We start from the raw sequence: 15,297 nt of genomic DNA on the forward strand, positions 1-15,297 counted from the left end.
TGGAGGAAAAAAATGATTGCAATAAACAATCTTACAAAAAGGTATAGTAAGTTCAAAGCGGTTGATGGAATTTCCTTGACCGCAAAACCGGGTGAAATAACTATACTTCTAGGGCCTAACGGTGCTGGGAAATCCACAACAATTAAGAGCATTGCCGGACTTCTAAAATTTGAAGGTGAAATAACAATATGGGGTTTCCCAAATAAAACAGTAGATGCAAAGCAGGTGTTCGGGTATATACCAGAAACACCTGCTTTGTATGATCTTCTCACTCCGATAGAACACGCAGAATTCATTGCCAAGGCTTACAAGCTGGAAACGGGATGGGAGGACAAGATAAAAGCCATATTTGAAAGACTCGAAATTTTTGATAAAAAGGACAAATACGTAAGGGAGCTTTCAAAAGGTATGACTCAGAAGCTTAGTATTGCACTGGCTATGCTTATAGAACCCAAAGCGGTACTTTTTGATGAGCCATTAGTTGGGCTTGATCCCAAAGCAATAAATGAGGTTCTGAAAATATTCCGGGAGCTTAAAGAACAGGGGAAGAGTGTACTGGTTAGCACTCATATAATTGACACAATAAATGATGTTTGGGATAGAGCATACATAATGAATAAGGGTAAAATAGTTTCAGACATTACAAAACAGGAGCTTAACGGAAGGGATTTAAAAACAATATTCTTTGAACTCACCGGGGAGGAAGAAGAATGCAGGCAATAATGTATTTAATTAGAAGAACCTATATTAATAAGGTAAAACGTACATTTAAAAGTATCCCGTCTGCAATTCTGACAGTCTTGGGTGTGGTCGGCTTTATATTTGTTTTTATTTCGTCTTTCAGAATGAAAAAAGCCCCATTGCAGAGTATATCTACAGAAACAATTATTGCAGCAATCATACTTTTCTTGGGAGTATTACTGTACAATTCGTTTCTTTCAAGAGATACGGGAATATTGACAATGGCGGACGCAAACTTCCTTTTTACCGGGCCCTTTGAAAAAAGGCAGGTACTGATGTATCTTTTGATTTCTGTGGCACCTGCTTCGCTGATGATAGGTTTCTTTATGTGTTTTTATCTTCCTTTGTTAATGGGTTCAGCATTGAGTTTTACTAAGTATCTGGTAACTCTTATTGTTATTAGTCTTTTCCTTGGAGTCATCTTTCTTTCGTACTATTATATTTATATAGTTGATGCGGAGAATACAGGCTTTAAGAAGAATTCAAAGAAGGTTTTCTGGGCTTTTATAGGGATACTTGCAGTTGCTTTTGCAGTTATGTTCTTTAATAATGATTTTGAATTAAAAATAACAGTAAAAAAATACTTTGAAAGCTCGTGGTATAATTGGGTACCACTTTTTGGCTGGACAAAATGGGCCGTAAGTTCTCTTTTGACAGGAAATATACTGACCGGATTTATTCCGCCTGTATGTATGCTTCTGGCTGTTAATGCATTGCTTTGCATTATGTTGTACAATGTAAAAGTTGATTTCTATGAAAAAACTTTGGAAGACTCGGTTAGTCTCCAAAAAATAATGGATGATATTAAGACATCGGGTAAGGCAGATTCACATGCCTTTTCAAAGTTAAAAAACAAGCCTGTCTCTGTTAAATTTGGAACCGGAGCAGCTGCAATATATTCCAAGCAGATGTTGGAAAGCAGAAAACTCGGTTTAGTATCCAACAACAGGGAAATATTACTACAACTGTTCTACGTAGCCTTTGGTTTGATTTTTGGATTTGAATTCAGCTTTGTAATGGCAATGGTGAGCTTCGGGGCTTTGACAATGTCTCTTAATGATTCATGGCACAGGGATTTTAAAAAACCCTATGTTTTTCTGATTCCGGAAAGCTCATTCAAAAAACTAATCTATTCCGTATTGCCGGGATTAATTAAAACAATGTTAAGCGGCGGAATAGCTCTAACCATTGCAGCTATAGCATATAAACTCAGCCCTACGAATTGGATTAATATTATACTTGTATTTTTTAGTTTTGCCATACTTTTTGTTTTTGCAGAGATCTTTACATACAGGTTAATTGGTTCAAGTTCCAATGCGGTAGTAGTTACAATGCTCAGAATGCTATTTGTAATTGCTGCATGTATACCTGCCATAATAATATTAATTGTAATAGCAGTTCTTTCAAATGGTGTACCGAATGTTATAGAAACATCTTTATGCATGTTGGCTGTAAACGTTGTAATTTCAATATTATTGGCATACCTTAGCAAGGGTATTTTTGAACAGAGTGAACTTATGGAGTAACATGTATTATGTTTGACACATAAATTTCTTTATTGTAGAATAGCTATGAAACGAGATCATGAAGGTCTCCCTGATTAACACTTATTATTTATTTTAAATTTAATTAGACCCAAGAAGGGCTAGTATCTACATACCCTTATGGGTCTATTATTATGTAAAAGGGGAAGATCAACAATGCATATGGGAGATTTTATGCTGTCTCCGACGGTCGGAGGTACAATGATAACGGCAGCTGTGGGAACAGCGGCAGTTTCAATAAAAGAAGTAAGGGACATGGACGAGAAAAAAATTCCTTTAATGGGGGTAATATCCGCTTTTGTTTTTGCAGCACAAATGATTAATTTTACCATACCGGGAACGGGTTCAAGTGGCCACCTTGCAGGGGCAATAATGCTTTCAATTCTGCTGGGGCCCTATGCGGGATTTTTGTCAATAGCGGCAATTCTTCTTATACAAGCACTGTTTTTTGCTGACGGAGGACTGCTTGCCTATGGCTGCAATGTAATAAACATGGGGTTTTTTGCATGTTTTATTGCATACCCGCTGATATACCGTACTATAACTAAAAAGGGAATGACCAGAACAAGGCTAATGACTGGAAGTATTCTGTCGAGTGTGGCTGCATTACAGATGGGGGCTTTCAGTGTAGTAATTCAAACTCTGCTGTCAGGAAAAACAGAGCTGCCCTTTGCACAGTTCGCACTTGCCATGCAGGGAATCCACCTTGCGATAGGAGCCGTGGAAGGTGTGGTGACGGCTGCGGTAGTATCTTTTGTTTGGAAGGTAAGGCCTGACATAATTAATACCGAATCTTCAGAAAAAAGTAAAAAGCAGGGTTATAAGTCTGTAATTGTTGGTTTTCTTGTTGCTGCATTGCTTCTGGCAGGGGGTATATCACTGTTTGCATCTGCAAATCCCGACGGTTTGGAGTGGTCAATAGGCAAGGTAGCAGGGGACAAAGAAATAAAAGGGGAAACCCGGGTACACAAATCTCTTGAAAAAGCTCAGCAGGATATTGCGGTGTTGCCGGACTACAGTTTTAAGAAACAGGAAAATGCCGGTGAATCCATGGGGACGGTTGTTTCCGGGTTGGTGGGCTCAGGAATTACCGTGGGCTTAGTACTTGTTGCAGGCTATTTGATAAAGTTGATAAAGCGGAAGAAAGCTAAATAAACAGTTAATTTTGGAGTATTTTTATGACAGACATAGCAGGAGCATTATATGAAATAAAGCATTTGGATGAACTAGCTAAAAGAGATAATACTATAAATAATATTCACCCTCTGGTAAAACTCATTGTTACTCTGAGTTATATAGGGATACTTGCATCCTTTGACCGATACGAGGTATCTGCACTTATACCGTTTATAATGTATCCTGCTGCCGTCATGATTATTTGCGAAATACCTGTGGGCAAGATTATAAAAAGGGTTCTGACTTTGGAACCCTTTATTATTGTGGCCGGAATACTTAACCCCATATTGGATAAAAGTACCATTCATATTGGAAATTTAACCATGTCCGGCGGATGGCTGACACTATTTTCGCTTATAATAAAAAGTACACTGATGGTCTCGGCGGGTTTTCTGCTAATTGCAACTACAGGGATTGACGATATTGCAGGAGCAATGAGTCTGGTGAAAATACCATCCATATTTGTACTGTTGTTTTTGCTGACATACAGATATATTTTTGTCCTTATGGATGAGGCTGAAAGACTTTTAAAAGGTTATTCACTAAGAGCACCCGGCCAAAAAGGTGTAAAAATGAAGGTTTGGGGCTCAATGATAGGACAGCTGCTCATCAGAAGCTTTAACCGAGCCCAGATAATATATCAATCCATGGTTTTAAAAGGCTATAATGGAAGGTACAATGTTTCGGGAGGCAAGGGTTTCGGGTATGCAGAGGGAATTTATCTGCCGGTGTGGGTTGCGTTTTTTATAATGTCAAGATTGATAAATATACCGATGTTTATATCGGGGTTTTTTCATTGAGAATTTTTATGGAGGTCTTATGAGTCATCACAAAATAGAACTGGAAGAAGTCAGCTTCAATTATCCTGACGGGCATCAGGCACTTGATAACGTCACTTTTATGCTTGGACATGGGGAATCGGTAGGGGTTGTTGGAGCCAACGGAGCCGGTAAATCAACGCTGCTTTCAATATTATCAGGAATACTGTTCCCCCAGAAAGGCAGTGTAAGGGTTGGGGATATCCCTGTTACAAAGAAAACCCTTTCAGATGTGAGGCGTAGTATAGGACTTGTATTTCAGGAACCTGACGATCAGCTGTTTATGACATCGGTATATGATGATGTAGCTTTTGGGCCAAGGAACTATCGTCTTGATGAAAAAGAAGTGGAGCAAAGAGTAAACCATGCACTGGAGGAAGTTGGAATAAATCATCTGAAAGACCGTCCTCCATACAAGCTTTCTGGCGGTGAAAAGAAGCTGGCAGCTATAGCTGCGGTCATTTCCATGGAGCCGGATATACTTATAATGGACGAGCCTACCGCTTCATTGGACCCGAAGGCAAGACGCAAGGTTATGAATATTCTTAAAGGTTTCAGACATACAAAAATTATAACAAGTCACGACTTGGACATGATAATGGATATGTGTGATAGGACAATAGTTCTGAAAAATGGCAAAATAGCAGCTGACGGGCTTACGGTGGATATTTTGGGAGATAGCGGTCTTATGGACCGATGCGGGCTTGAGATACCTCTTGCAATGCAAAATTGTCCTGTATGTAAGAAATCTAAATTGTTATGAGTTGTTGTGCGTTTATGAAAAGAGATTATTTAAAAAAATATTAAAAAATAGCGTTCAATACTTTACAGAATGTATTTATTACTTATAATGGTAGTAGAATGTTTGTTCAGACACGACAGTACTTAATGACCAGGTAAACAGTTTAAAGCTGTCTTTGAGGAATTTAGGGAGGTTATATGCGGATTGCAGTGATAGACGGTCAGGGCGGAGGTATAGGCAAACTTATGATTGAAAAGCTCCGGGCTTCATTTGGCAATGAAATTGAGTTGCTTGCCTTAGGAACAAATGCACTTGCCGCATCATTAATGCTCAAGGCCGGTGCAAATGAGGGAGCCTCCGGTGAAAATGCAATTTTATTTAATGCATCGAAGGTGGACATAATAATTGGGACAATAGGGATTGTATGTGCAAATTCCATGTTGGGCGAGCTTACACCTGTAATGGCAGCGGCTATTGCACAAAGCCAAGCGGTAAAGATATTGATTCCTTTGAACAGATGCAACATTCTGGTAACCGGAACTTGTGATGAGCCGCTTCCACATCATTTGGATGATGCAATAGCTATGGTTGGAAGCGTAATAAGGAGTGATAAAAGTGTGCGAAGCTAATGTATATCTTGTAGATAAGAATGGTAAGGAGACTCTTGTTCTTGATTCGGTAGACAAGGTGATTCCTGATAAAGATGAAATAATATTAGAAAATATTTATAACGAAAGAAAAACCGTAAGAGCAAGAATAAAAGAAATGGAACTAGTTGAACATAGAATCATTTTGGAAAGTATCGATTAATATTATATAAAAACAATTTTAGTATATGGGATAGTGATAATATTGTATTTAGTTTGTTATAAAACTCTTTGTTTTTGTGGAGAGTTGGTGATGGATAAGGCCCCGAAACTCTCCCTTTATTTTTATAACAAAGCTCTTGACATTTATTTTAAAAAAAGTTTGGAAGTTGACTTTATAGATTTATTGCTGAATATTGCGGTGACCCTTGATTCCCTTGGAAAACAGCACGATGCGGTTAAAACATACAAAGAAGTTTTGAAAATTAATCCACATGAGGCCAGAGCATATTACGGTCTGGCAATAATCTATGATGACAGGAAGGAATTTGACAAAGCCATAGAAATGTACAAAAAGGCTATTGAGATAAATCCTGACTACTCAAAAGCATATTTTTTTCTTGCCAATTCATGTGATGAGGGCGGGAGAAAAGATGAAGCAGCTGAGTACTACGAAAAGGCAGCAGAGCTTGAACCATACCATTTCTGGGCATACAATAACCTTGCAGCCGTTTACGAAGAAATGGGAAAGTATGATAAAGCACTGATTGCTATAAGAAAAGGTTTGGAGCTGGAACCCAACCATTTTAAGGCGCTTTTTAATGCAGGGGTAATTATGAACAGGCTGGGTTATACCCAGAAGGCTATAGCGTATTATAATACGTCTATGGAGAAGAATCCCAGATATCCTTATAGCTATTTGAATCTTTCTCTTATATATATGGAGGAAAACGACATAAGTAAAGCCATAGAGGTTATTTCGAATGGGATAAAATATAACTCTGATGCTTCTTTTTTGTACTATAACAGGTCTTGTTTTTACGTTCATATGGGTAATCTGAGTCTTGCCTTAAACGATTTAATTACCGCGACAGATTTAAGCAGTGAGTTGGAAGAATACATGAAAACCGATAACGAAATAGATCCTTTAAGGGAAATGGAATTGTATAAAAAAAGATTCGCATATGTTTAAAAATATGACCACTTAAAAATACCTAACGAACATCAGATAAAAACCTAATATTCGTTAGGTATTTTATTGGTGCATTTTAGGAATGCAATTATTTACAGTAAAGTTCAAGATATTACAACCGAAATCAATAATTTACAATAAAGTTCAATAATTTACAATAGAATTATTTACAAAATAGATTATATATGGTAATTTTATATTTGGATGTTGTAAATAATTTGTAAGGACAATTAAGAGCAGTAACATCTGATTTATTATTTGGCAAAAATCCCGACGGATATATCTCCGCCGGGATTTTTGTTTAAAATCAATTTAGTACATAGCTTTGTTGGTTTCTTGACATAGTTTATTGATTTAACTATAATAAAAACAATAATTGAATATAAGTCGGATGATTGTTGTGGGAGAGACGTTTTAGAATACTAAAACTCACCGAAGGAGTAGCACTCTCAGGTAAAAAAGACTACAACAGGACGGACCTCTGGAGAGACCTATGATGGCGCCGAAGGGGCAAGGGCTAGAAATATTATAGCTTAATCTCTCAGGCAAAAGGACAGAGTATCTAAACGATGCATTATACCATTGTTTTTTTAGTGCATTTCAGAGGTCAAATAATTTTATTATTTGGCCTTTTTTAATTTTAACAATTCAGCTATCGGGGATACTCAGACTAAACATGTTCAATAATAAAAATTAATATAAATATATTGGAGGGATTTGTCATGGAAAAAGAAAAATTACTTATGACCCCAGGACCCACAATGGTCCCACCAAGGGTTTTAGAAGTTATGAGAAGACAGATTATTCATCATAGGACAAAGGAATTTGAAACTATATATGATGAACTGGAAGAAGATTTAAAATTCCTATTTCAAACAAAAAATATGGTACTAATGTTTGCATCATCAGGGACAGGTGCAATGGAATCTGCAATCGTAAATCTCTTTTCACAGGGAGATAAGGTACTGGCAATAAGCATAGGAGCTTTCGGAGATAGATTTGCAGACATAGCTTCAACTTTTGGTCTTGACGTTCAAAAACTGTCAGTTAACTGGGGTGAAGCGGTAGATGTCTCAGAAGTTAAAGAAATACTGGATGCAGATATTAATAACGAGATCAAGGCAATTCTCGTTACACACAATGAAACATCAACCGGTGTAACAAATGATATTGAAGCACTTGGAAAAATTACAAAGAATACTGAAAGACTTTTACTTGTTGATGCTATAAGTTCACTTGGAGGACTGGACCTTCAAATGGATAACTGGGGTATAGACCTGGTTGTAACCGGCTCACAGAAAGCGTTGATGGCACCTCCAGGACTGGCTTATGCAGCATTAAGTGACAAGGCATGGGAAGCAGTTGGTAAATCCAAACTTCCTAAATTTTATTGGGACTACAAAAAGTACAAAAAGGGTTTGCTGAAGGAAGCAGAAAATCCACCATATACTCCTGCAATTTCTTTATTAATGGCTCAGGCGGAAGCCTTAAAGATGATAAAGGAAGAGGGGCTTGAAAATGTCTATGCAAGACATAAAAAGCTGGCATTGGCGACACAGGCAGGAATTAAGGCACTGGGACTTGAGCTGTTCCCTGATGAGAAAGTATCTTCTTACATAATAACTGCTGTTAAAGCGCCGGAAGGTATAGATATTGCAAAGGTTATAAAAACTATGAACCTGAAGTATGACATAATGATTACAGGCGGACAGAAGCATCTTAAAGGAAAAATTTTCAGAATAGGGCACTGCGGATATACAGACAGCCTTGACCTTATTAAAACATTTGCAGCATTGGAGTATTCCTTGAGTGAGGCAGGCTACAAAGTAGAAATGGGAGCATCAGTGGGAGCAGTTCAGAAGGCACTGTTATAAAATGTTAAGAATAAATAACAGGAGGTATTAGTTATATGAAAATTATTGTTGCAGAACGAATCGCAGAAGGCGGAATTAACTATCTTCTGGAGAATGGACATGAAGTAGATACAAAGTATGGAATATCCCATGAGGATTTACTTGAGATTATAGAGAACTACGATGCTATAATAGTAAGAAGTGTTACGAAAGTAAATGAAGAGCTCTTGCAAAGGGCCGGCAAATTAAAGGTTGCAGGACGTGCAGGAAACGGTATCGACAATATTGAAGTGCCTGCATGTACCAAGAGAGGCATCATTGTTGTTAATACCCCTGAAAGTAACATTATGGCTGCTGCTGAGCTGGCAATCGGACACGCATTTGCGATATTTAGAAACATACCTCAGGCACACTGGGCAGGTAAAACTCAGAAGGATTTCAGAAGAAGCAAATTTAATGGTAACGAGCTTGATGAAAAGACAGCCGGTATAATCGGCCTGGGTAGAATTGGTGCTATAGTAGCAACAAAATTAAAGGGATGCAATATGAAGGTAGTTGCATACGACCCCTATATAACTGATGAAAAGTTCAAAAAGCTTGGTGTAGAAAGATGTGAAGCTCTTGAAGACCTTTTGAAACAGAGTGATCTTATAACTCTCCATACTCCTAAGACATCAGAAACTTATGGAATGATAGGAGAGGAGCAATTAAAGCTTTGTAAAAAAGGTGTAAGAATAGTAAATGCAGCAAGGGGCGGTCTGGTTAATGAGGACGCTTTGTATAACGCAATGAAAGAAGGACATGTAGCGGCAGCTGCACTGGATGTTCTTGATCCTGAACCCAACTACGACAAAAAGCCGGAAGAGCAGGATTATGAAAACAAGCTCTTTGAACTTGACAATGTAATAATCACTCCACACCTTGGAGCTTCTACTGCTGAAGCAAACTACAATGTTGGTACGGCCGTTTCAAAGCTTGTTTCAGATGCGTTAAAAGGTGAAATGGTTGCAGCTGTTAACATGCCTCCAATGAAGAGCAAGGATTTGAATGAAATGAAGCCTTATCTTGATTTGGCTGAAATACTGGGTAAAATATATTACCAGGCCGAAAAGGAAACAGTTAACAAGATTGAGATAGTATATAGTGGAGAACTTGCGGAGCAGGAAACAAAAATACTGTCACTTTCAGTTTTAAAAGGCTTCCTTGAAATAGTAATTAAAGAAAAGGTAAACTATGTAAATGCTGAGTTCATTGCAAAGAACAGGGGAATATCTCTTATAGAAAGCAAAAGCTCACAGCTTGAAAAATACACTAACCTGATTACTGTAAAATTCTTTACAAAAAGCAAAACACTATCAGTTTCAGGTACTGTTTTTGCAAAAGAAGAAATACGTGTTGTGGATTTCTTCGGTTATAAACTTGACTTTGAACCTACTCCTTATGTTTTGGCAATTCAGAATATAGACGTTCCGGGTATTATCGGTCAGATAGGAACTATACTTGGTGCCAGCGATATCAATATTGCTGCAATGCAGTGGAGCAGAAACCACAAGGGTGAAAAAGCAGTTGCATTTGTAAGCGTTGATTGCGAAGTTCCGGCAAATGTCCTTGAACTTATTAAAAAGATAAACGGTGTATTAAAGGTAACACTGCTTAAATTTTGATAAAAACATTAAAAAGGCTGGGGAATCATTCCTCAGCCTTTTAAAATAAACCTCTATTTAATTCTTAAAACAATATTATTTAACTCAGGGACAAGATTTTTTAGATTCATTAAATCATTATCATCCAGACATGACAACTTTTCTACAAATAAACTTTTGGCTTTATGTTCAATATTGTGCAACAAAGTACATGCTTTTTCAGTCAATTTAACCATTATTACCCTTCTGTCATTGGGATCATCATATCTGTCCGCATAACCTTCGGCAATAAGCTTGTCAATAATCGGTGTCATATTAGGCCTTGAAATTATCAAATCATTCGCCAGCTGCGATACCGGACAGGGGCCGAGTTTTGCCAGCCTGAACAGTACTTTCGTATGGGACGGCGGAATGGGCAGTCCTTTGAACATAGTTGACGGGTTAAATATTCTGCCGCTTAGATGAAGTACAAGCATAAACAAATCATCAGATATACTATTAATTTCTTCTTCGGGTAACATTCCATTAACTCCTTTTAAATAAATAAACTACTATATTTTCCAATAAACAAGACATAAAATAAATATCCGCGTATATTTATTTGTTATACAGTAGTATTACTGATTTATTACTTTATATTGTAATTATAAACGATTTAAATTAATAATACAATCAAATTATTATTGACATATAATAGTTATATAAATATAATTAAAAAATGAACTGGTAATACAACAAATTATAAAAGTAAAATTGGATATAGTCTTGAACATAAATGTGTCCTAAGGCAAGACTTTACCCTACTGCAGAAAGGAGTAATACATGGGGAAATTAATGAGACATTTGAAACCTCATATAATATCAATTATTGGCATAGTTTTATTTTTACTTGTCCAGGCATATTGTGATTTATCCCTGCCGGACTATATGTCTGATATTGTCAATGTAGGTATTCAACAGGGAGGTATTAAAAATGCTGTACCTGATATAATCAGAAAAACTGAGATGGACAAAATTAACTTTTTTTATGAATGAAAATGATAAAAAAACTGTTTTGGACAATTATACTTTAATTGAAAAAGGTAAAGCATCTCAGGATGATATGGATAAGTACTTAAAAAGGTATCCTGAAATTGAAAATAACGATGTATACAAGTTGAATACAAGTGACAGTGAGGTTATTGATAAGATAAATACTGCAGTCGGAAAGCCTATGCTGTTTGTAGGTGCTATCGAAGGTTCAATCAAAATGTCGGATAATTCATCGGAAAACAAAAGCAATACGACCGGTAACAGTGAGATGGAGAAATTATTCGCCAATGTGCCAAAAGGAACCGACCCCTTTACTGTTATTACCAAGCTCCCTAAAGAGCAGCTTCAGGGCATAATGAAGACTGTAAATGACAAATTTAGTGATATGCCTGACAGTATAATCACACAGGGGGCAGTTAAATATGTCCAGACGGAGTACAAAGATCTCGGAAGAGATACCGGAAATCTTCAGTCCAATTATATACTGATAGCCGGATTAAAGATGCTTCTTATATCTCTTATAAGTATGTGTGCTACTGTTACGGTTGGGCTGATGGCAGCCAGAGTTTCAGCCGGCGTCGGAAGAAGCATGAGAAAGAACGTATTTGAAAATGTTGTTGGATTCTCAAATGCCGAATTTGATAAATTCTCCACATCTTCTCTTATTACTAGAAGTACTAACGACATACAGCAGGTACAGATTTTCCTGGTAATGTTCCTGAGAATGGTATTCTATGCTCCTATCCTTGGTATAGGCGGTGTATTAAAGGTATTACAAACAGATACTTCAATGACATGGGTTATTGGAGTGGGCGTTTTAGCTATAATGGTTATAGTAGGGATATTATTCGCTGTAGCAATGCCAAAATTCAGAAGTATGCAGAAACTTGTTGACAAGCTTAACCTTGTAACACGTGAATCCTTAACAGGTATGCTTGTAATCCGGGCTTTTGGTACTCAGAAGACAGAAGAAGAAAAATTTGAACAGGCAAATACCAATTTTACAAGAACCAATCTGTTTGTCGGAAGAATCATGTCAGCTATGATGCCTGCAATGATGCTTCTAATGAATGGTGTTATGATATTAATAGTATGGGTAGGTGCACATCAGGTAGACTTGGGAAATATGCAGGTTGGTAATATGATGGCATTTATACAATATGCTATGCAGATTATCATGTCCTTCCTTATGATTTCAATGGTTTCAATAATTCTACCGCGTGCATCAGTTTCAATAGCACGTATAGGTGAAGTTATTGATACAAAAGGTTCAATTAAAGACCCTGCTGTTTCTAAAGATTTTGTAAGTGGAATGAAAGGTACTGTAGAATTTAAAAATGTTTCATTTAAATATCCCGGTGCAGAGGATGATGTTATATCTAATGTAAACTTTACGGCAAAACCCGGCCAGACTACTGCATTTATAGGGAGTACAGGAAGCGGAAAATCAACTCTTATTAATCTGATACCTAGATTTTACGATGTTACCGGAGGACAGATTCTTATTAATGGGGTTGATATAAGAGACATTTCTCAACACGATTTAAGGCAGAAAATAGGATATGTTCCCCAAAAAGGAATTTTATTCTCAGGTACAATTGAAAGTAACCTTAAATACGGTAATGAATCAGCAGGCGAGGAAGATATTAGAACTGCCGCTGATATAGCACAGGCTATGGATTTTATAAGCGAGAAGGAAGATGGCTTTAAGACTGATATATCACAAGGTGGTACCAACGTGTCCGGTGGACAGAAACAAAGGCTTTCAATAGCCCGTGCCTTGGTGAAAAAACCAGAAATATTTATATTTGATGATAGTTTTTCTGCATTGGACTTTAAAACAGATGCAGCATTAAGAAAGGCACTTAAAGAAAAGACAGAAGGTGCAACAGTACTTGTAGTTGCACAGAGAATAAGCACGGTAATGTCTGCGGACCAGATACTTGTTCTGGATGAAGGCCAGGTTGTGGGAATAGGAACTCATAGGGAGTTAATGGAAACCTGCGATGTTTATGAACAGATTGCCTTATCTCAGTTATCAAAGGAGGAATTGGCATGAGTGAAAATGTAAAGCATGAAAGACCCAGAAGACGGGGTCCCATGGGCGGTGGCCCAATGGGTGGAGGTCCAATGGGAATGAAAACAGAAAAGGCCAAGGACTTTAAAGGCACAATGAAAAAATTACTTGCCTACATGAAGCCTTACAGATTGTCTATTATAATAGTACTTATATTTGCTATTGGCAGTGCCGCATTTTCCATTGTTGGACCAAAGATACTGGGAAATGCTGTTACAAAGATTTATCTCGGTTTGGTAGATAAAGTCAGTGGTACAGGTAAGGGGATTGACTTTGGCTATATTGGTGAAAAGTTATTATTTCTTATAGGTTTGTATGTAATAAGTGCTATATTCTCATTCATACAGGGTTATGTAATGGCAGGGGTCGCACAGAAGGTTTCATACAAGCTGAGAAAAGAGCTTTCTCAGAAAATAAATCGTATGCCGTTGAAGTTCTTTGATAAGGTTACCCATGGAGAGGTTTTGTCGAGGGTTACAAACGATATTGATACTGTCAGTCAGACCTTGAACCAAAGCTTATCACAAATATTTTCTTCTTTTACAATACTTATCGGTGTATTGATAATGATGCTGTCAATAAGCTGGCTTATGACTTTGGCATCAGTGCTTATAATACCTCTGTCGGTTATATTTATATCGCTGATAGTTAAAAAGTCACAGAAGTACTTTAAATCCCAGCAGGAATATTTGGGTCATGTTAACGGTCACGTTGAAGAAGTATTCAGCGGACATAACATAATGAAAGCCTTTAACGGTGAGAAAAAATCAATTGAACAATTTGACAGTCTGAATGATACACTGTTTAAGTCAGCCTGGAAATCACAGTTCCTTTCAGGTATGATGTTCCCGATAATGGGCTTCATAGGAAATATCGGATACGTTCTGGTAACAATGCTGGGTGGATGGCTTACAATTAAGAACAAGATTGCGGTTGGAGATATCGTTTCATTTATTCAATATGTTCGTACCTTCCAGCAGCCCATAGGTCAGGCGGCACAAATTGCAAACGTGCTTCAGTCAACAGCAGCTGCGGCTGAAAGAGTTTTTGCCTTCCTTGAAGAAGAGGAAGAAGTAGAGGATGTTACAAACCCAGCAGATACTGCTAATGTTAAAGGCGGAGTTGAATTTAGAAATGTTCACTTTGGGTACAATCCTGAAAAAATCATTATAAATGACTTCTCAGCTAAGGTGAAACCTGGTCAGAGAGTGGCTATAGTTGGTCCTACCGGAGCAGGTAAGACTACAATGGTTAAGCTGCTAATGCGTTTTTATGATTTAAACAGCGGTGACATATTCATTGATGGTATTAATATTAATGATTTCAAACGAAGTGATTTGCGTGAATTGTTTGGAATGGTTCTTCAAGATACATGGTTGTTTAATGGAAGTATAATGGAAAATATCCGTTACGGAAGATTGAATGCAACTGATGAAGAGGTTAAGGAAGCTGCCAAGGCAGCACATGCACACCACTTTATTAAGACCCTTCCGGAGGGTTACAACATGGTTTTGAATGAAGAGGCCAGCAACGTATCACAAGGTCAGAAACAGCTCCTTACAATAGCCAGAGCTATTTTGTCAGACCCTAAGATTCTTATTCTGGATGAAGCAACCAGCTCCGTTGATACCCGTACGGAAGTACTGATACAAAAGGCCATGGAAAACCTCATGAAAGACAGAACAAGCTTTATCATTGCTCACAGATTGTCTACAATCAGAGATGCGGATTTGATTCTGGTTATGAGAGACGGAGATATCGTAGAGCAGGGTAACCATGAGGAACTCCTTGCAGCAAACGGTTTCTATGCTTCATTGTACAACAGCCAGTTTGAAACTGCTGAAGCATCATAAAAAAGATAAACTTAAAATTAAAACCTTCCTTTTAGCTCT

12 protein-coding genes, 1 pseudogene and 1 riboswitch are annotated in these 15,297 nt (G+C 37.5%); of the genes and pseudogenes, 12 read left to right on the forward strand and 1 reads right to left on the reverse strand.

Features of this window, described 5'->3' with window-relative positions; translation table 11 throughout:
- The first annotated feature begins 12 nt into the window (after positions 1–12).
- The 10 genes from L323_RS30345 to serA all read left to right on the forward strand — a co-directional run bounded on the left by L323_RS30345 (position 13) and on the right by serA (position 10,317).
- Positions 13–723: an ABC transporter ATP-binding protein gene (locus L323_RS30345; RefSeq protein WP_020815426.1), complete on the forward strand. Its 711-nt coding sequence runs from the start codon at positions 13–15 to the stop codon at positions 721–723.
- Entirely contained in the window at positions 711–2,267 is a 1,557-nt protein-coding gene (locus L323_RS30350) for a putative ABC exporter domain-containing protein (RefSeq protein WP_020815427.1), read from the forward strand. The genes L323_RS30345 and L323_RS30350 overlap by 13 nt, the downstream gene beginning before the upstream one ends.
- Before the next feature lie 174 nt (positions 2,268–2,441).
- Positions 2,442–3,440, forward strand: a complete 999-nt coding sequence (locus L323_RS30355) for an energy-coupling factor ABC transporter permease (protein WP_020815428.1) — start codon at positions 2,442–2,444, stop codon at positions 3,438–3,440.
- A gap of 23 nt (positions 3,441–3,463) precedes the next feature.
- Positions 3,464–4,261, forward strand: coding sequence for a cobalt ECF transporter T component CbiQ (gene cbiQ, locus L323_RS30360; protein ID WP_020815429.1), 798 nt, complete (start codon positions 3,464–3,466; stop codon positions 4,259–4,261).
- 19 nt (positions 4,262–4,280) lie between these two features.
- Positions 4,281–5,042, forward strand: coding sequence for an energy-coupling factor ABC transporter ATP-binding protein (locus tag L323_RS30365; protein ID WP_020815430.1), 762 nt, complete (start codon positions 4,281–4,283; stop codon positions 5,040–5,042).
- 176 nt (positions 5,043–5,218) lie between these two features.
- Positions 5,219–5,650: a DUF3842 family protein gene (locus tag L323_RS30370; protein WP_020815431.1), complete on the forward strand. Its 432-nt coding sequence runs from the start codon at positions 5,219–5,221 to the stop codon at positions 5,648–5,650.
- On the forward strand, positions 5,637–5,831 hold the full coding sequence (locus L323_RS30375; RefSeq protein WP_014314381.1) for a CooT family nickel-binding protein: 195 nt from the start codon (positions 5,637–5,639) through the stop codon (positions 5,829–5,831). The genes L323_RS30370 and L323_RS30375 overlap by 14 nt, the downstream gene beginning before the upstream one ends.
- Positions 5,832–5,921: 90 nt before the next feature.
- The gene (locus L323_RS30380; protein WP_020815432.1) at positions 5,922–6,800 is read left to right on the forward strand and encodes a tetratricopeptide repeat protein; all 879 of its coding nucleotides are present in this window, start codon (positions 5,922–5,924) and stop codon (positions 6,798–6,800) included.
- A gap of 471 nt (positions 6,801–7,271) precedes the next feature.
- Positions 7,272–7,367, forward strand: a riboswitch (glycine riboswitch).
- 155 nt (positions 7,368–7,522) lie between these two features.
- Positions 7,523–8,674: a pyridoxal-phosphate-dependent aminotransferase family protein gene (locus L323_RS30385; protein ID WP_020815433.1), complete on the forward strand. Its 1,152-nt coding sequence runs from the start codon at positions 7,523–7,525 to the stop codon at positions 8,672–8,674.
- A 35-nt stretch (positions 8,675–8,709) separates the two neighbouring features.
- A complete protein-coding gene (gene serA / locus L323_RS30390) occupies positions 8,710–10,317 on the forward strand; it encodes a phosphoglycerate dehydrogenase (protein WP_020815434.1) in 1,608 nt (535 codons plus the stop codon).
- A 53-nt stretch (positions 10,318–10,370) separates the two neighbouring features.
- Here serA and L323_RS30395 read toward each other — a convergent pair whose 3' ends face one another.
- On the reverse strand, positions 10,371–10,817 hold the full coding sequence (locus tag L323_RS30395) for a MarR family winged helix-turn-helix transcriptional regulator (protein WP_020815435.1): 447 nt from the start codon (positions 10,815–10,817) through the stop codon (positions 10,371–10,373).
- A gap of 301 nt (positions 10,818–11,118) precedes the next feature.
- Between L323_RS30395 and L323_RS30400 the strand changes: the two are divergent.
- Positions 11,119–13,387 (forward strand): annotated as a pseudogene (locus L323_RS30400) (ABC transporter ATP-binding protein).
- On the forward strand, positions 13,384–15,258 hold the full coding sequence (locus L323_RS30405) for an ABC transporter ATP-binding protein (protein WP_020815436.1): 1,875 nt from the start codon (positions 13,384–13,386) through the stop codon (positions 15,256–15,258). Before L323_RS30400 ends, L323_RS30405 begins: the two are co-directional and overlap by 4 nt.
- Positions 15,259–15,297 lie beyond the last annotated feature (39 nt).

It is taken from the genome of Ruminiclostridium papyrosolvens C7 (genome assembly GCF_000421965.1).
GTDB classification, from domain to species: Bacteria; Bacillota; Clostridia; order Acetivibrionales; family DSM-1351; genus Ruminiclostridium; species Ruminiclostridium papyrosolvens_A.